The organism is Myroides sp. TSA_177.3 (assembly GCF_052691955.1).
Genome location: NZ_JBQZGD010000049.1, coordinates 1 through 3,598 on the forward strand (window position 1 = coordinate 1; position 3,598 = coordinate 3,598).

Annotated in this window: 2 protein-coding genes; one reads left to right on the plus strand and one right to left on the minus strand. The window is 37.9% G+C overall.

Features of this window, described 5'->3' with window-relative positions; translation table 11 throughout:
- Positions 1-354: 354 nt before the first annotated feature.
- The gene (gene rlmF, locus ACUTSE_RS18055; protein WP_445641258.1) at positions 355-1,263 is read right to left on the minus strand and encodes a 23S rRNA (adenine(1618)-N(6))-methyltransferase RlmF; all 909 of its coding nucleotides are present in this window, start codon (positions 1,261-1,263) and stop codon (positions 355-357) included.
- A gap of 195 nt (positions 1,264-1,458) precedes the next feature.
- Between rlmF and ACUTSE_RS18060 the strand changes: the two genes are divergently transcribed.
- Entirely contained in the window at positions 1,459-3,474 is a 2,016-nt protein-coding gene (locus ACUTSE_RS18060; protein WP_445641259.1) for an ATP-binding protein, read from the plus strand.
- Positions 3,475-3,598 lie beyond the last annotated feature (124 nt).

A 3,598-nucleotide genomic window follows, 5' to 3' on the forward strand; every position in this document is an offset into this window, starting at 1 on the left:
TCGCGCTGACACAATACTGTGGAGTTTGTGCTTTGTGAGGTTTGTACTTTGTGAAATCGCAGGATTTATCGATTAAAGAAAGTACTCTGTCTCATCGCCTCACCCTCTATCTTAGCGTATTGTTTTTTTGCCTTTTTGTTTTTTTGCAAATCCTCTTTAATCGATAGACCTACAAACTCCCAAACCTCACAAAGAGCAAACCTCACCAATCTCACCCTCTATCTCACCAAGTTGTTATTTTGTTTTGGTGTTCGATGAATATATCTCACCTATTTCTTATTGGCTTTGGTGTTCGATGAATCTACACTTCGTTCCGATTTTCACTTCGTTCCGATTTCACCTTCTCATCTCCTCTTAATATTTCCACGCCAATATGCGGCTAATTTTATTGCCTTGTTCCATGTGGATAACGCGTACTTCAGCCACCTCAGAGCGTTTCAGTAATGCCTGTAGTGGTTTTAGATTGTCTTTATTTGAAACTAGAGTCGTAAACCAAACCGCTTGTCTTTTGAAGTGTTTACTCTCGTAAATATAGTTTGTAATGAATGCTTTTTCTCCGCCTTCACACCACAATTCATTATTCTGACCGCTGAAATTCTGTACGGGTTTTCCGATTACTTCTTTACCTAAATTTCTAAGCTTTTGGGTTGTTTTAGCTAATACTTCTGCTCTAGATGAAAAGAAAGGTGGATTGCAAATAACGACATCGAAGTATTCTTTTTCTCCGATGATGTTTTTCAAGATATTTCGCTTGCTCTTTTGCTGGCGAATGGTCACTTTATTTTTTAAATGCGGATTATTATCCACAATGTGACTTGCTGTTTGAATCGATACTACATCGACTTCAGAACCGACAAATTCCCAACCATATTCGGCCACACCGATAATGGGATAAATCACATTGGCACCAATACCCAAATCCAACACCTTCACTCCTCCACCGGTAGGAACCTTCCCTCCGTTGTCTTCCGCCATTAAATCTGCGATATAGTGAATGTAGTCTGCACGTCCTGGGATTGGTGGACAAAGATTCGTCTTAGGCATTTCCCAAAACGTTATCTTATAGTCGTGCATCAAGATTGCTTTATTGAGCAGTACAACAGCTTCAGGAAGAGCAAAATCAATCGTATCCCTTCCTGATGGATTCTTTATAACAAAAGCTTCTAATTCAGGAACCACCAATTTCAATTGATTAAAATCATATCCATTTTGGTGTTTATTGCGTTCATGTAATTTCTTTTGTACTTTTTTAGCGTCTTTCATTATCTTGATCTTTGGTGCAAAATTAGACTATTTCCATGGTTTTCCTATGACTTCACGCTTTTTTAATTCCCCTAACACCAGGCTTCCTTTTAACCATTCTGTTACTACAAAAACATACAAACTCCCCTTTTTGTTAAAATGATTCAGATAATATACCAAAAACTTTCTTAACTTTACGTACTCTATTCATTCCCTATGAGAGACCAAGTGCTTGTATACTTCCTTGTGTTATTGGCTGTTTTCAGCCTGACGCATTGTACCAAGAAGCAGTTTACCACAGCAACAGATATTGATCAATTGTATGCGGTACAATATGACAATACCTATAAGGATAGTCTCGCCAAAGAACTCTCTAGTTCCGTCACTCATGCATTAAGCTTATCCAATAATGCCTATAACCGAAGTGTTATTGATAGCACATTGCGTTTACTTCGTTGGACGTTAGATTCTGTTAACTTTCAAAAACTGGCAAATAAAAGTGTCTCCTATGCCTTGAGGAAAAACGATTTACCTCATTTAGCTAGCACCTATAACAATATGGGGATGTACTATCACGACAGCTATCAGTTGGACAGTACCTTCTATTACTATATCAAAACAGCCAATGTTTATAGAGAATTACACGATTCTGTCAAAATAGGAGAAACTAAGTTCTACCAAGCTCGTTTATTGTTTGAAATGGGACTGCATATGGAAAGTGAGTCCAAAGTTTCTCAAGCGCTTTCTTTACTCAATGCATACCCTCATAACCCCGTTAATTTTGAAGCGAATCAACTGATGGGACTGTGCTTAATGGAACGCAACAACAATAAAGAAGCAGAGAACTACTTTAAAATTGCCGTGAAGCAAATTTTGCTTGATATTGCGAAATATAAAGTACTCGATGCCAAGCGAGCCAAAATGGCTATTGGCAATGCCTATGGAAACTTAGCGGAAGCCTGTTACAATCAAAATAAATTTGAGGAAGCCCGATCATATGTACTAGAAGGTCAAAAATATTTAGAAAAGGACACCCCTATTATGCTGGTCTCTTTCTTGAGAAATACCTTGGCACAATGTAATTATCGATTAACCCAAAATAGCGATTATATTCAAGAAGTACGCAAAAGCTTCAGTGATGATTCCATTCTAGGCAATGCTTTCCGCATGCATTATACCGCAATGAATCTGGCTAATCTTTACCTACTAGAAAAAAACCGCAAAGAAGCAATTTACTGGGCTGAAGTAGCCTACAACAATGCGACAACACACCACGTACTGCCTCAACAAGTTCAAACCTTGGAGTTTTTATTAACCCATAGTAACTACCCCATGCAGGAACAGGTTAAAAAATTAATTCGCTTGCGACAAGCACTTACCTCACAAGAAAATCAAACCAGAAATACCTTTGCGCGTATCGCTTATGAAACAGAAACCATTGAGAAAGAAAATGATTTACTCAAGGATCGCATTTATATCACCATTATTCTTGGAGCAGTTTTACTATTACTCTTGATTTTTACCATCTTTCGCTATCAATTGAAAATAAAAAACAAAGAGCTTCTGCTCGTTAAAGCACAGCGAAAAGCAAATGAAAGTATCAACGAACTAATTGTTGAGCGCAATTTAATGTCCTTGGATATTAAGAAATCGGAACGCAATCGAATCGCTAAGAATCTACATGACGCGGTGGTCAACACTATTTTTGGTATTCGCTTTCACATGCAACTCCTAGAAACTCAGAATGAGGAAGCCAAAACAATCTTGATTGATGAGTTAGAAAAATTAGAAAATAATACTCGAGATATCTCCCATGCTTTATTAGACAATACCTTATTTAATGAGAATCAATTTGAACAATTGGTCACGGATTTGGTTTCTTTTCAGGTGAATGCATGGAATACGCAGTTTACAGTTACGTATGACCCAGACATCAACTTTGAATTGTTAGAAGCCAATACAAAAGTAAATTTATACTATATCTTACGCGAAGCCATTCAAAATACCAATAAATATTCTAAAGCGGCTAATTGTGATATCACTTTTACAAGAGAAGCACAAAGAATAAAACTTACGATCCAAGATAATGGAGTTGGTTTCGAGAAAACGGATACGAAAGGTATGGGGCTTTCCAATATGCGCGAGCGTGCAGAACAAGTAAACGCAACGATAACAATTACTTCCAAACTAAATAAAGGAACAACGATTACTCTTTGGATTCCCTTATCCTAACAGTTGATCTTACAATGACACCCAGTATATCATCCCGACAAAGGAAGGATCGCATCCGTTACTCAACGCTTGTTACTCTAACCAGTCGCTCCGCACAGCACCCGTCCAGCATTGCGTCAGCGCG

Bases quoted from the DNA above. Each gene is read 5' to 3' on its own strand.
- ACUTSE_RS18060 (WP_445641259.1), top strand. From the start codon at position 1,459: ATGAGAGACCAAGTGCTTGTATACTTCCTTGTGTTATTGGCTGTTTTC.
- rlmF (WP_445641258.1), bottom strand. From the start codon at position 1,263: ATGAAAGACGCTAAAAAAGTACAAAAGAAATTACATGAACGCAATAAA.